This window comes from Pseudoxanthomonas mexicana, from assembly GCF_001556105.1.
GTDB classification, from domain to species: domain Bacteria; phylum Pseudomonadota; class Gammaproteobacteria; order Xanthomonadales; family Xanthomonadaceae; genus Pseudoxanthomonas_A; species Pseudoxanthomonas_A mexicana_A.
Window position 1 is genome coordinate 1 of record NZ_LSIF01000016.1, and the last position, 15,530, is coordinate 15,530.

Annotated in this window: 17 protein-coding genes; 2 read left to right on the forward strand and 15 right to left on the reverse strand. The window is 68.7% G+C overall.

Annotated elements, in window-relative coordinates; all coding sequences use genetic code 11:
• Positions 1–39: 39 nt before the first annotated feature.
• The 10 genes from AX730_RS01905 to AX730_RS01945 form a co-directional block, all read right to left on the reverse strand.
• Entirely contained in the window at positions 40–1,059 is a 1,020-nt protein-coding gene (locus AX730_RS01905; RefSeq protein WP_062351119.1) for a c-type cytochrome biogenesis protein CcmI/CycH, read from the reverse strand.
• A complete protein-coding gene (locus AX730_RS01910) occupies positions 1,059–1,517 on the reverse strand; it encodes a cytochrome c-type biogenesis protein (protein ID WP_062351121.1) in 459 nt (152 codons plus the stop codon). The genes AX730_RS01905 and AX730_RS01910 overlap by 1 nt, the downstream gene beginning before the upstream one ends.
• Positions 1,514–2,014 (reverse strand): DsbE family thiol:disulfide interchange protein, encoded by a 501-nt coding sequence (locus AX730_RS01915; protein ID WP_232310151.1) that lies wholly within the window; start codon positions 2,012–2,014, stop codon positions 1,514–1,516. Before AX730_RS01915 ends, AX730_RS01910 begins: the two co-directional genes overlap by 4 nt.
• Positions 2,015–2,106: 92 nt before the next feature.
• Complete coding sequence (locus AX730_RS01920) at positions 2,107–4,047, reverse strand: heme lyase CcmF/NrfE family subunit (protein WP_062351126.1); 1,941 nt, start codon at positions 4,045–4,047, stop codon at positions 2,107–2,109.
• Positions 4,048–4,260: 213 nt separating this feature from the next.
• Positions 4,261–4,722, reverse strand: a complete 462-nt coding sequence (gene ccmE, locus AX730_RS01925) for a cytochrome c maturation protein CcmE (protein WP_062351129.1) — start codon at positions 4,720–4,722, stop codon at positions 4,261–4,263.
• Positions 4,723–4,725: 3 nt separating this feature from the next.
• Complete coding sequence (locus tag AX730_RS18270) at positions 4,726–4,893, reverse strand: heme exporter protein CcmD (RefSeq protein ID WP_083537644.1); 168 nt, start codon at positions 4,891–4,893, stop codon at positions 4,726–4,728.
• Positions 4,890–5,648, reverse strand: coding sequence for a heme ABC transporter permease (locus tag AX730_RS01930; protein WP_062351132.1), 759 nt, complete (start codon positions 5,646–5,648; stop codon positions 4,890–4,892). Before AX730_RS01930 ends, AX730_RS18270 begins: the two co-directional genes overlap by 4 nt.
• A gap of 16 nt (positions 5,649–5,664) precedes the next feature.
• Positions 5,665–6,351, reverse strand: coding sequence for a heme exporter protein CcmB (ccmB, locus tag AX730_RS01935; RefSeq protein WP_062351135.1), 687 nt, complete (start codon positions 6,349–6,351; stop codon positions 5,665–5,667).
• Positions 6,348–6,992 (reverse strand): heme ABC exporter ATP-binding protein CcmA, encoded by a 645-nt coding sequence (gene ccmA, locus AX730_RS01940; RefSeq protein WP_062351137.1) that lies wholly within the window; start codon positions 6,990–6,992, stop codon positions 6,348–6,350. The genes ccmB and ccmA overlap by 4 nt, the downstream gene beginning before the upstream one ends.
• 118 nt (positions 6,993–7,110) lie before the next feature.
• Positions 7,111–7,617 carry a DUF3293 domain-containing protein gene (locus AX730_RS01945; protein WP_198146974.1) on the reverse strand — a complete coding sequence of 169 codons (507 nt, stop codon included), beginning with the start codon at positions 7,615–7,617 and terminating at the stop codon, positions 7,111–7,113.
• A gap of 70 nt (positions 7,618–7,687) precedes the next feature.
• Between AX730_RS01945 and AX730_RS01950 the strand changes: the two genes are divergently transcribed.
• Together AX730_RS01950 and AX730_RS01955 are read left to right on the forward strand one after the other, a co-directional pair.
• Positions 7,688–8,839, forward strand: a complete 1,152-nt coding sequence (locus AX730_RS01950) for a pyridoxal phosphate-dependent aminotransferase (protein ID WP_062351142.1) — start codon at positions 7,688–7,690, stop codon at positions 8,837–8,839.
• A 17-nt stretch (positions 8,840–8,856) separates the two neighbouring features.
• Positions 8,857–9,654, forward strand: coding sequence for an amidohydrolase (locus tag AX730_RS01955; RefSeq protein ID WP_062351154.1), 798 nt, complete (start codon positions 8,857–8,859; stop codon positions 9,652–9,654).
• A 772-nt stretch (positions 9,655–10,426) separates the two neighbouring features.
• Here the strand turns inward: AX730_RS01955 and AX730_RS01960 are convergent.
• The 5 genes from AX730_RS01960 to AX730_RS01980 form a co-directional block, all read right to left on the reverse strand.
• Positions 10,427–10,876 carry a PaaI family thioesterase gene (locus AX730_RS01960; RefSeq protein WP_062351145.1) on the reverse strand — a complete coding sequence of 150 codons (450 nt, stop codon included), beginning with the start codon at positions 10,874–10,876 and terminating at the stop codon, positions 10,427–10,429.
• Positions 10,873–11,253, reverse strand: coding sequence for a hypothetical protein (locus AX730_RS19300; protein WP_232310149.1), 381 nt, complete (start codon positions 11,251–11,253; stop codon positions 10,873–10,875). The genes AX730_RS01960 and AX730_RS19300 overlap by 4 nt, the downstream gene beginning before the upstream one ends.
• A gap of 11 nt (positions 11,254–11,264) precedes the next feature.
• Positions 11,265–12,470 carry a PQQ-dependent sugar dehydrogenase gene (locus AX730_RS01970; protein ID WP_232310150.1) on the reverse strand — a complete coding sequence of 402 codons (1,206 nt, stop codon included), beginning with the start codon at positions 12,468–12,470 and terminating at the stop codon, positions 11,265–11,267.
• Between the two features lie 24 nt (positions 12,471–12,494).
• Positions 12,495–14,366 carry an ABC transporter ATP-binding protein gene (locus AX730_RS01975; protein WP_062351148.1) on the reverse strand — a complete coding sequence of 624 codons (1,872 nt, stop codon included), beginning with the start codon at positions 14,364–14,366 and terminating at the stop codon, positions 12,495–12,497.
• A 69-nt stretch (positions 14,367–14,435) separates the two neighbouring features.
• A partial coding sequence (locus AX730_RS01980; protein ID WP_198146976.1) for an efflux RND transporter periplasmic adaptor subunit occupies positions 14,436–15,530 on the reverse strand: 1,095 nt, incomplete at its 5' end.

A 15,530-nucleotide genomic window follows, 5' to 3' on the forward strand; every position in this document is an offset into this window, starting at 1 on the left:
GGCACCCTCTCCCCCGTGAGCGGGGGAGAGGGGTCTTGTTTACGGCACCACGCGGTCGATGGTCAGCGTGTAGGTCTTGCCGGCATCGACGTCGGCGGTGACGGCGGTGGCTTCCAGGTCGCCGGACTGCGCGGCAGGGCCGCTGCCCTTGGCGATGCGCGCGACCAGTTGCACCTGCGGCAGCTGCGACAGCTTCAGCGTGGGCATGGGGCTGTCGCCGTCGCCGAGCGGGACGGTCACCGGGAAGGCGGACACCGGCAGGCGCTTGGCGGCGACCGGCATCGGCGGCCCACCCACCTGGCGGGCGAACACGAACAGCGTGTCATCGGGCGCCAGCTTGTCCTTCAGCGCAGGCGCCAGGTCCACGGTCACCGTGAGCAGCGCAGGCGCGGCATCGGCGGCCGGTGCGGGTGCCGTCTCCGCCAGTGGCGGCAGGCCGGCCTCGGCGCGCGCCTCGTTGATCTGCGTGCGCAATGTCGCGGCGGTGTTGGGATCGACCTTGGCCAGCAGCGGCTCCCAGGTCTTCGCGGCCTCGGCGTGCTTGCCCTCCTGGCGCTGCGCCAGGCCGACGAACCACAGCGCACGCTGGTGGTCGGGATTGATCGCGATGGCCTTGTCCAGCAGGGCGATGGCCTCGGCATCGAGCTTGCGCTCGGCGTTGGCGAACAGCCTTGCCTGCGCGGCTTCGACCAGCAGGTCGGCATCGGTGGGCAGCAGCTGCACCGCGCGTTCGAACGCCTTCTGCGCATCGCCGTAGCGCTGCAGCGCGGCGTACGACTTGCCGAGCAGGCGCCAGCCTTCGGGTTCGTTCGGCTGCTTCTTCAGTTCGGCTTCCAGCTGCGCGACGGCGTCGTCCAGCGTGGCGGGCATGCCGGCGGACGCGGCCTGCGGCTCCAGCGCGGCGGGCGTGCCGACCACGCGGTACAGCGCGAACGTGGCGATGCCGAGCGTCGCCACGCCGGCGAGTACCAGGCCGCGCGCGTCGCGCCACAACGGCCACAGCACGGCCAGCAGCATGGCCAGGGACAGCACGATGGCGAGGATCACGAAGGTGGTCATCACCACTCCTGGTCGGTGTCGTCGGTGGCGGGTGCGGGCTGTCGCGCGCGCTTGGCCACGATGCGGCCGACCCACACGCTGCCTGCCAGCAGCAGCAACAGCGGGCCGAACCAGAGGATGTAGGTGCCGGGTGCGACGTCGGGCTTGTACAGCACGAACTCGCCGTAGCGGTCGACGAGGAACTGCTTCACCTGGGCGTCGTCCTTGCCCTGGCGCATCAGGTCCAGCACCTCGCGGCGCAGGTCGTGCGCGATCTGCGCGTTGGAGTCGGCCAGCGACTGGTTCTGGCACATCACGCAGCGCAGTTCGGCGGTGAGCCGGTGGAAGCGTGCTTCCTCTGCCGTATCGGTGAACTGCAGCGGGGTGGGGTCGCTGGCTTGCGCGAACACCGGCGCGGCGAACGCGACGAGCAGGGCGAGCACGACGCTGCGCAGCAGGGCGGGGAAGGGCGCGCTCATCGGCCGGCGTCGATCTTGTCCAGCGCGGGGATCAGCTGGTGGTCGATGATGGCCTGGTCGATCGCGCCGACGTGCTTCCAGCGGATGATGCCGTTGCCGTCGACGAGGAAGGTTTCCGGCGCCCCGTAGATGCCCCAGTCGATCGCGGTGCGGCCTTCGAGGTCGGCGACCACCATCATGTAGGGATTGCCGAACTGGTCCAGCCAGCGCAGTGCGTCCTCGCGTTCGTCCTTGAGGTTGTAGCCGATGAAGCGCACGCGCTTGGTCAGCGCGAACTGGGTGAGGATGGGGTGCTCGACGCGGCATTCCGGGCACCAGCTGCCCCATACGTTCATCACGTAGGGCTGGCCGGCGAGGTCGGCGTTGGTGACGCGCTTGGCCGGGTCGTGCAGCAGCGGCAGGTCGAACGCAGGCGCGGGCTTGCCGATCAGCGGCGACGGCAATGCATCGCGGCCGGCGCGGTCGGACTGCGACACGCCGTAGTACAGCAGGCCCATCAGGCCGACGAAGAACAGGCCGATGATGACCAGCGCGAAGGTCAGCGCACCGCGCGAACGCGGGGGCGAGGGCGGGAGTTCGGAAGCGTTGTTCATGCGGGACGCGCCTCGGATTTCTTGTGGTTCCGGAACCGGCGGTCGGCGGCGGTGACGAAGCCGCCCAGCGCCATCAGCGCGGCACCGAGCCAGATCCAGCGGACGAAGGGTTTGATGTGCACGCGCAACGCCCAGGCATCGTTGCCGAGCGGTTCGCCGATGGCGACGTAGACATCGCCCAGCACGCCGGGCTTGATGCCGGCTTCGGTCATCACCTGGCCGCCGCTGGCGTAGGCGCGCTTTTCCGGATGCAGCAGGGTGACCGGCTTGCCGTCGCGCAGCACCTGCACGTGGCCGCGGTCGGACAGGTAGTTGGGGCCCTGGGTTTCATCGACGCCCTGGAAGTGGAAACCCCAGCGGCCGACCTCGACCGTCTGGCCGGGTTTCACCGCGAGTTCGCGCTGCACGTTCAGCGCTTCCACCAGCAACGCGCCGACCAGAAACACGGCGATGCCGGTGTGCGCCAGCGTCATGCCGAGCATCTCGGGGGTGAAGCGGCCATTGGCGCGCAGGCGCTGCCAGACGAAGCGCAGCGTGCCCAGCCCGACCCAGGCCGCACCGAGGATGCCGGCGGCGACCTTCAGCTTGCCCTGCGGTGCCATGAAGTACCCGATGGCGGCCAGCACCAGCGCCAGTCCTGCCCACGGCAGCAGCATCGCGAACGGCTTGGCCAGGTTGTCGCGCTGCCACTTGGTGATGGGCCCGAACGGCACCAGCGCCACCAGCGGCGCCATCAGCACGATGAAGAGCAGGCTGAAGTACGGCGGGCCGACGGAGATCTTGCCCAGGTCCAGCGCATCGGCGATCAGCGGGTACAGCGTGCCCAGCAGCACCATCGCGCAGGCCGCGGTCAGCAGCAGGTTGTTGGCCAGCAGCAGCGTCTCGCGCGAGCTGGCGGAGAAGTAGCGCTTCTCGCCGTCGGCATCGGCCAGTTGCGGCGCCCGCAGTGCGTACAGCAGCAGCGAGCTGCCGATGACGATGCCGAGGAAGATCAGGATGAACACGCCGCGGGTGGGATCGGCGGCGAAGGCGTGCACGCTGGTGATCACGCCCGAGCGCACCAGGAACGTGCCGAGCAGCGACAGCGAGAACGCGGCGATGGCCAGCAGCAATGTCCAGCCGCGGAACACGCCGCGTTTCTCGGTGACCGCCTGCGAATGGATCAGCGCGGCACCGACCAGCCACGGCATGAAGCTGGCGTTCTCGACCGGATCCCAGAACCACCAGCCGCCCCAGCCCAGTTCGTAGTACGCCCACCAGCTGCCCAGCGCGATGCCCAGCGTCAGGAAGCCCCAGGCGACGTTGGTCCACGGCCGCGTCCAGCGCAGCCAGCGCGCATCCACGTGGCCGTCGAGCAGTGCGGCGATGGCGAACGCGAACGGCACCACGAAACCCACGTAGCCCACGTACAGCAGCGGCGGATGGATGATCATCCCCGGGTCCTGCAGCAGCGGGTTGAGGTCGCGGCCTTCGCCGGGCGAGGGCAGCAGGCGCACGAACGGGTTGGAGGTGAAGATCAGGAAGGCGAGGAAGCCGATGGCGACCACGCCCATCACGCCGAGCACGCGCGCCATCACCACGTCGGGCAGGCTGCGCGAGAACAGCGCCACCGCACCGGTCCACAGCGCCAGCACCAGCGCCCACAGCAGCAGCGAACCTTCGTGCGAACCCCATACCGCCGTATAGCGGTAGACCATCGGCAGCAGCGAGTTGGAATTGTCGGCGACGTACTTGACCGAGAAGTCCTGCTGCACGAAGGCGACGGTCAGCACGATGAAGGCCAGCGTCACCAGCCACAGCTGCGCGTACGCGGCGGGCCGCGCCACGTCCATCCAGGCGGCCTTGTTGCGCTGCGCGCCTGCCAGCGGCAGTACCGACTGCAGGATGGCAACGAGCAGCGCCAGGATCAGCGCGATTTGTCCGAGTTCAGGGAGCATGCGGGTTCCATTCCCTCGCCCTGCGAAGCGGGGAGAGGGTGCCGAAGGCGGGTGAGGGGCGAGCGGAGAGGGTGGGCGTCGACGATTCGGGTAGGACCAACGAGCGCAGGACGAGAAGGTCGTCGACGACGGAGAAGAAAGCGCCCCTCATCCGCCCTCCGGGCACCTTCTCCCCGCTCGCGGGGAGAAGGGAATGGTTGGCAGGCGCGACGATCAATACGCCGACTCCGCAGGCGCGGCAGGCACGTCGTGCTTCTGGTGCGCCTTGCCCATCTTGTCGGCGACTTCCTTCGGCATGTAGGCCTCGTCGTGCTTGGCCAGTACGTCCTCGGCCACGAACACGCCGTCCTTCATGGCGCCGGTCGCGACCACGGCCTGGCCTTCGCGGAACAGGTCGGGCAGGATCTTCTCGTAGCGCACCGTCAGCTGCGCATCGCCGTCGGTCACGCCGAAGTGGGAGACCAGTGATCCGGGCTCGCGCTTGAACGAGCCTTTCTCGACCATGCCGCCAAGGCGGAAACGCGACTGTTTGGCGTCGCCGCGCAGCACCTCGGCCGGCGTGTAGAGATACGCGACGTTGCGCTCCAGCGCCATCGCGATCAGCGTGGTGGCGATGGCGGCCACCACGATGGCGAGCAGCACGAACAGCAGGCGGCGGCGGCGGACAGGATTCATCGGTCAGCGTTCCAGGTCGACGGGGGCGGCGCTGCGGCGTGCGTCGCGCGCCACGCGCTGGCGGGCGGCGCGGAGTTCGCGCCGCACCTGCAGGCGCGGGGCCAGGAAATCCCAGCCCAGCACGATGGCGAACACGGCGTACGCGCCGATGACGTACTCGAGGTAGCTCATGGCGCGGCCTCCTTCGCGGCGGCGAGTTTCGCGACCCAGTCCTTGCCGGCTTCGCGTCGCAGGTTGTCGGCGCGCGCACGCGCCAGCAGCGAGCCGAGGAACCAGAACTTGGTGGCGATCACCATCAGCACCAGCGGCAGCAGCATGCTGTCGTCCATGCTGGATTCGCCGAACACGCGGATGGTCTGGCCTTGGTGCAGCGAGTTCCACCACACCACCGAGTAGCGGATCACCGGCAGCAGCGCCACGCCGACGATGGCCAGCAGGCCGGCGGCGCGTGCCGCGCTGCGGCGGTCGTCGATGGCGCCGTACAGGCCCATCACGCCGAGATACAGGAACAGCAGGATCAGTTCGGTGGTCAGGCGCGGGTCCCAGTCCCACCACGTGCCCCACATCGGCTTGCCCCAGATGCTGCCGGTGGCCAGGGTGATGACGGTGAACGCGGCGCCGGTGGGCGCGCAGGCCATCGCCAGGATCTCGCACAGCTTGATGCGCCATACCAGCGCGATGGCGGCGTAGAACGCCATCAGGCCGAACACGAACATGCTCATCCATGCGCTGGGCACGTGGATGTAGAGGATGCGGAAGCTGTCGCCCTGCTGGTAGTCGGCCGGCACCACGAACAGCGCCTGCCACAGGCCAAGCCCGAGCAGCACGATGGCGGCCAGGTAGCACCACGGCGTCCAGCGCGCCGCGAAGCGGTCGAAGTAGGGCGGTGAACCGAGTTGGTGGAACCAGCGGACGAGAGGATTCATGCGGCGGCGTAGGTCTTCAGGTCAGGGCGATGCGGATCGCCGCGGCGGCGGCCAGCGGCGCCAGCAGCAGCGAGAGCAACAGGCCGGCGGCCAGCCAGAGGAGGGCGCCGGAGGCATCCAGCCCTTGTGCGCTGGCGGCGACGGCACCCGCGCCGAACACCAGCACGGGCACGTACAGCGGCAACGCCAGCAAGGCCACAAGGATACCAGAGCGCCTCATGCCGACCGTCAGTGCGGCGACCACGGCGCCCAGCAGGCTCAGCAGCGGCGTGCCCAGTGCCAGCGTGGCGAGCAGCATCGGCAATTCGCTACGTGGCAGGTGCAGCATCTCGCCGAGCAGCGGCGCGGCGAGGATCATCGGCAGCGCAGTGGTGGCCCAGTGGGTCAGCACGCGCACCAGCACCAGCCAGGCCAGCGGTACCGGCGCGAGGATCCATTGTTCGAGCGAACCGTCTTCGGCATCACCGCGGAACAGCGTATCCAGCGACAGCAGCCCGGCCAGCAGCACGGCCACCCACACCACGGCCGGGGCAACCTTCGACAGCACCAGCGGCGCGGTGCCCAGGCCCAGCGCGAACAGCACGACCACCAGCAGCGCGAACAGCGCCGGCTGCAGCGCATCGCCACGGCGACGCCACAGCAGTTGCACGTCGCGCACGACCAGGGCGCGGGCGGTCTGGAACAGGGACGGCGCGGTGCTCATGCGGGACGCTCCATCACCAGCATGCGCGTCTGCACCGGCGGCGCGGCATAGGCGCCGTGGGTGGTGACCAGCGCCGCGCCGCCATCACGCAGGTGCGCGGAGATCATCCGGTTCACCAGATTGATGCCGTCCAGGTCGAGATTGGCGTAGGGCTCGTCCAGCAGCCACAGCGGCGACGGCGACAGCCACAGGCGCGCCAGCGACAGGCGCTTCTTCTGCCCGGCGGACAGCTGGCGGGCGAGGGCGTCCTCGTAACCGGCCAGGCCCACCATCGCCAGCGCGTTGCCCGGCATCTGGCGCGCGCGGCGGCCGTGCAGGCCGCAGAGGAAGTTGAGGTTCTCGAGCGTGTTCAGGTCGGCCTTCAACGCGGGCAGATGGCCGAGGTAGGCCATCGCATGCGCCCGCCGCGAGGGGCCGGCGGGCTGCCCGTCGATGTGGATCTCGCCGGCATCGGCGCGCAGCAGGCCGGCCAGCACCCGCAGCAGGGTGGTCTTGCCGACCCCGTTGCCGCCCTGCACCAGCAGTGCCTCGCCCGCATCCACGGCGAACTCCAGCGGCCCGAACACCGCTTCGTCATTGCGCGAGAACGCCAGGGCGCGGGCGGCCAGCAACGGCGGGTGGCGGGGAGCGGCGTCGGTCATCGGATCGGGCGTTCCCGCGAGGGAGGCTGGGGTGTCCTGGGGGCTCAGCCGCCCATTCTAGACGGAGGCGCCGGTCCGGCCGCCTGCGACCGACGGTCGCGGCCGGGAATCCGCGTTCCTAGCCCACCCAGTCGGTATGCGGATCGCCGTCGGCCTGCGGCGGGCGCGGCCACATCATCCGCAGCCGCACCGGTGCGTCGGCGTGCCAGAACAGCGTGCCGCCCTGGCCGAACTCGCGCGCGAGGCCATCGGCCTGCTCCAGCGTGGCGTCCAGCACCAGGCAGCCGTGTTCGACCATGCCGCCCTGGTTGTTGCAGCCCAGCGCAGGGTGGAACGCCAGCCCCAGCGTGTGCAGGCGCGCGTGCAGGCGCTCCTGCGCGTCGTCATTGAGATGCCGCGGTGTATCGCCGGGCGGCGGATTCCAGGCAGTGATGAACAGATAGCGGCTGGCCATGACCTGCCGCTCGACGTCCTCGGCGGTCATGCCGCTGCGGAACAGCCATTCCTGGCGACCCACGCTGGCGAAGTAGTGCGCGGCGGCCCAGGCGGTGGCCAGCCGCGCGCGTTCCGCCTCGGGGACATCCCCGGTTCCGGTGCCATCGGCGGGAACGCTGTGTTCGGCCATGGCCGCATCATCGCGCGTAATGGCGAGCGCGTACACTCCGCCTTCCCCCACATCGAGTGCCTGAACCGGGATGTTCCAGCCCCAGACCAAGCTGCCCAAGGTGGGCACCACCATCTTCACCGTGATGTCGCAGCTGGCCGCCGAGCATGGCGCGGTCAACCTGGGGCAGGGTTTCCCCGATTTCGCGGTGCCGTCGCGGTTGGTGGACGAACTGGACGCCGCCATGCGCGCCGGCCACAACCAGTACGCGCCGATGACCGGCGTGGCGCCGTTGCGCCAGGCCATCGCCGAGAAGGTGCTGCGCTGCTACGGCCGCGAGGTGAACCCGGATACCGAGATCACCGTGACCAGCGGCGCCACCGAGGCGCTGTTCAATGCCATCCATGCGGTGGTGCGCCCGGGCGAAGAAGTCATCGTGCTGGACCCGGCCTACGACAGCTACGAACCGGCCATCGACCTGGCCGGCGCGCGCGCCGTGCACGTACCGCTGGACCCGCAGACGTTCGCGGTGGACTGGGACCGCGTGCGCGCGGCCGTCACGCCGAAGACGCGCCTGCTGATCGTCAACAGCCCGCACAACCCGTCCGGCGCGATGTTCGATGAATCCGACATCCGCGCGCTGTCCGCGCTGCTGGAAGGCACCGGCATCTACCTGATCTCGGACGAGGTGTACGAGCACATCGTCTTCGATGGCCGCCGCCACGAATCGATCCTGCGCTACCCGGAACTCGCCGCGCGTGCGTTCGTCGTGTCCAGCTTCGGCAAGACCTACCACTGCACCGGCTGGAAGATCGGCTACGCCATTGCGCCGCCGGCGCTGAGCGCGGAGTTCCGCAAGGTGCACCAGTACAACGTGTTCTGCACCTTCGCCCCGGCGCAGCACGCCTTCGCTGCGATGATCCGTGATGAGCCGGAGCACTACGAGCAGCTGGGCGCGTTCTACCAGGAGAAGCGCGACCGTTTCCGCGAGCAGTTGCTGGGCACGAAATTCACGCCGCTGCCGGTGCCGGGCGGCTACTTCCAACTGGTCGACTATTCGGCGGTCAGCGACCTGCCGGATGCCGAGTTCGTGAAGTGGCTGACCATCGAGCACGGCGTCACCGCCATTCCGCTGTCGCCGTTCTATGAAACGCCGCCCGCGGACCAGCGCCTGGCACGGCTGTGCTTCGCCAAGAACGAGGCGACGCTGGACGCGGCGATCGAACGGTTGAAGCAGCTGTGAGCGGCAAGGCGGCGGCGATGCAGGATCTCCGCATTTCCCTCGTCCAGGGCGAGACGCGCTGGCATGATCCGGCGGGTAACCGCGACTACTACGGCGACCTGATCGCACCGCTGGCGGGGCAGAGCGATCTGGTCATCCTGCCGGAGACCTTCACCAGCGGCTTCAGCAACGAGGCGATCGACCAGGCCGAAGGCATGGACGGCGCCACGGTGACATGGATCCGCGAACAGGCGGCGAAACTCGATGCCGCCGTCACCGGCAGCGTGCAACTGCGCACGGCCGATGGCGTGTTCAATCGCCTGCTGTTCGCGACGCCGGATGGCGAACTGCAGTACTACGACAAGCGCCATCTGTTCCGGTACGCCAACGAACACCAGCGCTACGCCGCCGGACGCGATCGGCTGACGGTGGAGTGGAAAGGCTGGCGGATCAATCCACTGGTCTGCTACGACCTGCGCTTCCCGGTGTTCGCGCGGAATCGGTACGACGTCGAACGTGCGGGGCAGCTGGATTTCGATCTGCAGTTGTTCGTGGCGAACTGGCCGGCGGCGCGGGCGTATCCGTGGAAGACGCTGCTGCGTGCGCGGGCGATCGAGAACCTGTGCTACGTGGCGGCGGTGAATCGCGCGGGCACGGACGGCAACGGGCATGCGTATTCGGGCGACAGTGCGATCATCGACATGCTGGGGCAGCCGCTGGTGGAGTTGCCGGCGGGCGAGGGCGTGGTAACGACGACGATCTCGGCCGACGCGCTGGCGGCGCACCGGGAACGGTTCCCGGCGATGCTGGATGCGGACCGGTTCGACTTACGCTGAGTTGCGCCCCTCTCCCACCGGGAGAGGGGTTGGGGTGAGGGGCAACGAAGTCCGTGTCTTTACCGCCCTTGGCTGCCACCACATCCACGGCGACCCTTAGCTCGATGGCCTTGCGGGATGGGGTTTCTTCTTTCAAGCATGGTGCCGCTCACCGCGGGGGCCTTCTTTCTTTGCTTGTGCAAAGAAAGAAGCAAAGAAACACACCCCAGGCGGCACGCCCTCCGCGCTGCGCGCTTCGGGTCCGCGAGCGGGCCGGGAATTTCCGTAAGGCACATCCATGTGCCATACGGAAACGCCGCCCATCCAGGGCGGCGCCCTGCGGGTTTTACCCGACCCACTCGCCCTGCCTCATGGGGGCCCAAAAGCCCAGAGCGACAGCGTGCACGTACTCGGAATCTTCGTTTTTTATCTCTGGGGCCCCTGAGGTCCGGCAGTCGTGGCGGGTAAAACCCTGCAGGGGCGGCGCACAGGGATGTGCACCGTTTTCGGCCGGGGCAGGATGCCTCGTCCGAAAATTCCCGCCGCGACTGCGCACCCGCCGCGCAGCGGCGGGCGGACCGCCGTGGGGTGTTTCTTTTGCCTACTTTTCTTTGCACAAGCAAAGAAAAGTAGGGCCTCCGCGGCGAGCGGCGGCATGCTTGAATAAAAGAAGATCCGTCCCGCAGGGCCATCGAACCAGAGGCCATCGCGGACGTGGTGACAACACTGGAAGGCCTGAAGACACGGACTTCGTTGCCCCTCACCCCAACCCCTCTCCCGGTGGGAGAGAGGCTTAGCCGGCCTTCTGGGGAAGGATCTGGCACACCGCCTGGCACATCGCCAGCACACGGCCGGCCTCGTCACGCACTTCGCCCGCCAGGAACAACTGCGTGCGCGTGCGTTCCACCAGGCGCGCATGGCAGACGATATGCGGCATCTCCTGCGTCACCGGACGCAGGTACTGCGTGTTGAGCGATGTCGTCACGCTCGGCGGTGCGATCAGGTACGAGAACGGCCCCAGCGTGTTGTCCAGCGCCGCCACGATGAAACCGCCCTGCATGTGCCCGATCGGATTCTGGTAACGCGGCAGCACCGGAAACCGCATCGCCAGCGACCGGCCTTCCACGTAATCCACCGGTTCGCCCTGCATGTCGAGCAGGCAGGGCGGCGGGATCTGCAACGGCACGCCGGCCGGCAAGCGGGCGCGCAGCAGGGCGTTGATGTCGTGTGCGGCGTCGTTCACCGGGTGAAACTCAGTTCGAACGAGGTGAAGAACGGTGCGCGCGGCGGAGCGGACAGCGTGCGGCCGGCGATCTGCTTCTGCACGCAGATCGCCAGCGGCGTACCGCCTTCGCGCCAGGTGCGCACCACCTTGCCGGTGGCATCCAGTTCCGCCACCACCACGAAGGGCGAGGTATCCGCCGTGGGCGTGGCGCAGCCGGCGATGGCGGAATCCAGCGCGACACCCTGCGTCTCGCGCAGGGTGTCCGCATCGCCGGAGGGCAGCGAAGCCTCGTCCGCGTCCGCCCGCTGCTTGGCCTCCGTGTAGCCGGCGGGCGATTGGGCATGCGCCAGCGATGCCAGGCACAGGCTGCAGGCGAGCAAGACGCGTCGCATCATCGGGTGCGTCCTCACGGGGCCTTCGGCGCTTCGATGCGCCAGATCTTGCCGTCGTCCTCGTCGGTGACGACATAGACGCTACCGTCGTCCGCCACGCGTACATCGCGCACGCGCTCGCCGAGCTCGTTGAGCAGGCGCTCTTCGCCGGCGATCCTGTCGCCGTCCAGGGTCAGGCGGATCAGGTTGCGTTCGGCCAGCGAACCCAGGAACAGGCTGTCGTTCCAGGTCGCGCCCGGCTTGCCGGTGAGGAAGGCCATGCCGGACACGCCGGGCGATTTTTCCCACAGGTGGTAAGGCTGTTCCATGCCGTCCTTCGCCTTGCCTTGCGCTTCCGGAATCGGCTGGCCCGAATAGTTGATGCCGTAGGTGATGATCGGCCAACCGTAGTTCTTGCCGGGCTGCGGCAGGTTGATCTCGTCGCCGCCGCGCGGGCCGTGTTCGCTCTGCCACAGCGTGCCGGTGCGCGGATCGCGCGCCATGCCCTGCATGTTGCGATGGCCATAGCTGTAGATTTCACGACGCGCGTCGTTGCGACCGACGAAGGGATTGTCCTGCGGCACGCTGCCATCCAGGTTCAGGCGCACCAGCTTGCCCTGCAGCTTGTCCAGCTCCTGCGAGGTGGCGCGCTGGTTGCGCTCGCCCTGGCTGATGAAAATGTGGCCGGCATCGTCGAACACGAGGCGGGAACCGAAATGGTTCGGGCCTTCCAGCTTCGGCTCCTGGCGGTAGATCACCTTGACGTCCGCCAGCGCGTCGCCCGAGAGCGTGCCGTAGGCGACCGCCGTGCCGGCCGTGCCGTTGTCGCCGGGCTCGGCGTAGCTCAGGTAGATGCGCTGGCTGCTGGTGAAGTCCGGCGCGAGCACGACATCGAGCAGACCGCCCTGGCCGGTGGCGAAGACCTTCGGCACGCCGGTGATCGGGGCGGATACCGCGCCATCGGCACCGACGCGCCGCAACTGGCCGCTGCGTTCGGTGACCAGCATGGCGCCATCGGGCAGGAATGCCACGCTCCACGGATGATCGAGGCCGCTCGCCACGCGGGTGACGCGGATCTGGCCCTGCGCACTGGCCAGCATCTGCACGGGCTGGGTGGCGGGCGCCGCCTGCGCTGCAGCCGGGGCCTTCTTCGATGCATCGCCGTTGGCTGAGGAATCGCAGGCGGCCAATGGCAGGGCGAGGAGGAGGGCGGTGGCGAGTCGGTAGTGGGCGTTGCGCAACGTCGTGTCTCCTGTGGGGAAATATCAGCGGTAACCCGCGGCCTGCAGTTCGAACAGTTCGGCGTAGCGGCCGCCGGCGGCCATGAGTTGTTCGTGCGTGCCGCTGGCTTCCAGGCGCCCCTGGTCCAGGACCAGGATGCGGTCGGCCATGCGGACGCTGGAGAAGCGGTGCGAAATGAGCACCGCGGTCCGATTGTCCGACAATTCCTTGAAGCGTTGGAAGACCTCGAACTCCGAACGCGCGTCGAGGGCGGCGGTCGGTTCATCCAGGATCATCACCTGCGCATCGCGCATGTAGGCGCGCGCGATGGCGATCTTCTGCCATTGGCCGCCCGACAGGTCCACGCTGTTCTTGAAGCGGCGGCCCACCATCTGGTCGTAACCACGCGGCAGGCCGTCGATCACTTCGTCGGCCATCGCGCGCGCGGCGGCGGCGCGGATGCGCGCCTGGTCGTCCATGGCCTCGATGCGGCCCACGCCGATGTTCTCGCCGGCGGTGAGGTGGTAGCGCACGAAGTCCTGGAAGATCACGCCGATGTTCGCGCGCAGGTCGTCGATGTCGTACTCGCGCAGGTCGCGGCCATCCAGCAGGATGCGGCCTTCGTCCGGGTCGTACAGGCGTGCGAGCAGCTTCACCAGCGTGGTCTTGCCCGCACCGTTCTCGCCGACCAGCGCCAGCACTTCGCCGGCCTGCAGTTCGAAATCGAGGTGACGAACGGCCCAGCGTTCGGCATCGGGGTAGCGGAAGCCGACGTTCTCGAACACGAAGCCACGCGTGATCGGCCGCGGGATGGGTGCAGCGTCGGCAGGCGAGGCGATCTCCGGTTCGATCTCGAAGAACGAGAACAGGTCGTCCAGGTACAGCGCCTGCCCGGCGACCTGGGAAAAGCCGATCAGCAGCCCTTCCAGCAACTGGCGCAATCGCAGGAAGCTGCCGGCGAGAAAGGTCAGGTCGCCGATGCTGAAATCGCCGCGCACGGTGCGCCAGGCGATGTAGCCGTAGGCCACGTAGTAGCCCAGCGTGCCCAGCGCGGCGAGCACCGTGCCCCATATTGCGCGGCGCCGCGCCAGCGCGCGGTTGGCGAGGAAGAACTTGTCCGCGAGCACGCGGTACCGATCGATCAGGAAGCGGTGGAGATTGAAGATCTTCACCTCCTTCGCCGTCTCCACGCTGGCGCCCATCTGCCGCAGGTATTCCAGCTGCCGGCGCTCGGGCGTCCACTGGAAGTTGAGCGAATAACCCAGCGCATTGAAGTGGGCCTCGCCGATGAAGGCCGGAATCAGCGCCACGGCCAGCAGCGCGATCAGCCATGGCGCGTAGACCAGCAGGCCAGCGGCGAACGCAACGACCGTGATCGCATCCTGCACCTGGCCGAACAACTGGCTCATCAGGTTCATGCGCCCCATCGTCTGGCGGCGCGCACGATCGAGCTTGTCCTGCAGGTCGGGGTCTTCGAAATCCTCCAGGTCGAGCGTGGCGGCGTGCTCCATCAGGCGCACGCTGGTGGCGTTGGTGAACAGTTCCGACAGCAGCGCATCGGCGTAGCTCACCAGCCGACCCAGCAGGTCGGAGCCGATGGCCAGCGCGAACTCCAGCGCCAGCAACGAGGCCAGCGTGTCCAGCTGACCGCTGCGCCAGGCATCGCCCAGCGAGCCGAAGTCGAGGCCCAGCCCGACCAGCCGGATCGCTTCGTCGATGATGAGCTTGGCGATGTAGAGCGTCACCACTGGCACGAAGGCCCGCAACAGGCGCAGCCCCAGGCTCGCCAGTGTCAGCATGCGACTGGTCTGCCAGATCTGGCGCAGGAACGGCCCGAGGTTGCGCATCGCGTCGAAGCGCTCGCGCAGGTTGGGCGTGCTTCGTGCGGACGCGGCGTGCGGGGAAGGCGACGGCATGCCGGGATTGTGCCCGTTCGCGGCGTTGCCGTCAGTGAAGGGCCGCGGCGAAGGCTGCGAGCAGCATCGTCAACGCATCGCCATCGCCATCGCCATTGCCGGGCCCTGAGGCTGGATGTCGAGCGACTGGCCGGGTTCGACGCGTTCGCCACCGCGGACGATCAGGCGGTCGCCCGCGGCGACGCTGCCGGTGACTTCGACCAGTCCATCCACTTCGGCGCCGGTCTTCACCGGTACGCGCTCGGCCTTGCCGGCGGCGTCCACGCGCATGACGAAATCGCCTTCGCGGCGCAGGATCACCGCGTCGCGCGGCACCGCGACCACGGTGCGCGTTCCGGCGCTGGGCAGGCCGACGTCCACCGCGGTCCCGACGGGAATGTCCAGGCCTTCGACGGCGATGCGCAGTTCCAGCTGGCGCGACGCTTCATCGCCCACCGGCACCAGGGCGCTGATGGGGTACGTGCGTTCTTCGCCGGCACTGCGCACGCGTACGTCGGTGCCTTCGGCGAGGTGGCGGGCCAGGTCGACCGGAGCACGCACGCGCACTTCCTGCGCGCCGGTGTCCACCAGCCGTGCGACTGAGCCGCCGGTGATCAGGTACTCGCCGAGTTGCGTATGGCGCTCGGCCACGATGCCATCGAACGGTGCGCGCACCACCATCTGCGTTCGCTGGTGGCGGGTCTGCGCGAGCTGCGCCTGCACCCGCGCGCGATCCTGTGCCAGCACATCGCGGTCGGCGCGCAACTGGTCGTACTGCGCGCGTGCGATGTTCTGCTGCGCCGCCAGCTGCGCATAACGCTGCTCCTGGCGATTGGCCAGCGCCAGTTGCGCCTGGATACGCGCCAGGTCCGCCTGGCCCTCCTGTTCGCGCAGGCGCAGTGCGGTGTCGTCGAGCACGGCCAGCGCCTGTCCCTTGCGCACGCGCTGGCCGACCGCCGCCACCTCGACGACACGGCCGCTCTGTTCACCGGCCACGCGCGCGTCGCGGCGGCTGATGACGCTGCCCGGCGACCAGTGGCGAGGCGCGAATGCGGTACTGACGGCGGGCGCCACGCTGACGATGGCGGGTGCCGCATCCGCCGTGTCGGCAGGTGCGCTGGCGTCGGCGTCCGGTTTCACCAGGGGGAGGGCGAGGACGCCGGCCAGCGCGATGGCGAGCAACAG